The sequence below is a fragment of the Rhodoplanes roseus genome, assembly GCF_003258865.1.
Taxonomy (GTDB): domain Bacteria; phylum Pseudomonadota; class Alphaproteobacteria; order Rhizobiales; family Xanthobacteraceae; genus Rhodoplanes; species Rhodoplanes roseus.
This window is the reverse complement of sequence record NZ_NPEX01000049.1, coordinates 1-1233: the sequence shown is the minus strand read 5'-3', so window position 1 is coordinate 1233 and position 1233 is coordinate 1. Positions and strand designations below refer to the sequence as shown.

General features: G+C 70.4%; 1 protein-coding gene. It reads right to left on the bottom strand.

Annotated elements, in window-relative coordinates; all coding sequences use genetic code 11:
* The coding region (gene ligD, locus CH341_RS09675) for a non-homologous end-joining DNA ligase (RefSeq protein ID WP_210208232.1) at positions 1-1056 on the bottom strand (1056 nt) is incomplete at its 3' end.
* Positions 1057-1233: the final 177 nt, after the last annotated feature.

Sequence of the window (1233 nt, the reverse complement as noted above, 5' to 3'; positions counted from 1 at the left end):
GACAGGCGAAGCCTGCGTTTGCGGCTTCACCCCACCCCGACGCGCTGCGCGCATCGACCCTCCCCCTCCAGGGGAGGATGAAGGTTTGTTCGCCATCGGCGTCTCCACCTCTTCCACCGGAACCGGCGCCTCGCGGACGACCTCGTGGGAGGACTTGTCCTCGCGAATGCCCTTGAAGGCGGCATGCCGCAGGAGACCACTGCCGGTACGGCCGCGCAGCTCCGCCTCGATGACGAGCTCGGGCGTCACCCAGGTCATGTCGCGGCGGCGCTCGTCCGCCGGCAGGCTGGCGAACGGCATTTTCGGGATCTTCAGCGGCGAGAGGCGCTTGAAGAGCTCGCTCGCGGTCTTCTGGGTGTAGCCGGTGCCGATGCGGCCGACATAGTGCAGCGTCCCGTCCTGGAAGGTGCCGACCGCCAAGGCCCCGACGGCGCGGGTCGAGCCGGTGGCGAGCCGATAGCCGCCGACCACGAACTCCTGGCGGTCGGCGCACTTGCTCTTGATCCAGTCGGTGCCGCGGCCGGAGCGGTACGGCGCGTCGGAGCGCTTCGACACGATGCCTTCGAGCCCCATGCGACAGGCATGCTGGTGCACCACGGCGCCGGACTCGGCGAGATGGTCGGAGAAGCGCAGCACCGTGCCCTTCGGCGCCCTCGCCACCAGGTCGGCGAGCGCCGCCTTGCGCTCGGCCAGTGGCGCGCCGGTGAGGTCGCGGCCGTCGAGATGCAGCAGATCGAAGACGTCGTAGACGAAGTCGTCGCGCCCCGCCTCCAGCGCCGCCTGGAGGGCCGAGAAGTCGGACACGCCGGAGGCGTTCTCCACCACCACCTCGCCGTCGATCAGCGCCGTGTCGGCCGGCAGCGCCGCGACGGAGGCGGCGACGGAGGCGAAGCGCGCCGTCCAGTCGAGGCCCTTGCGGGTCTTCAGCACCACCGCCCCGTCCTCGAGGCGCGCCTGGATGCGGTAGCCGTCGAACTTGATCTCGTGAATCCAGTTCGGCCCGTCCGGCGGCGCATCGGCGAGCGTCGCCAGGCACGGCGGGACGAAGTCGGGCATCGGGCTCTGTGCCGATTTGCGCTTCGGGGCGCTCGCCGGCTTTGCTCGGGTTTGCGTTTTGGGGATCGCCGTACGCCGCCCCGACCGTTCTTGACGCGGAGATGCCGGGCATGCTGCCGGTGATCAACGAGGAGTGCGTCAAGCAGGCGATCCGCACCGGCCTCGGCCTGAAGGCGA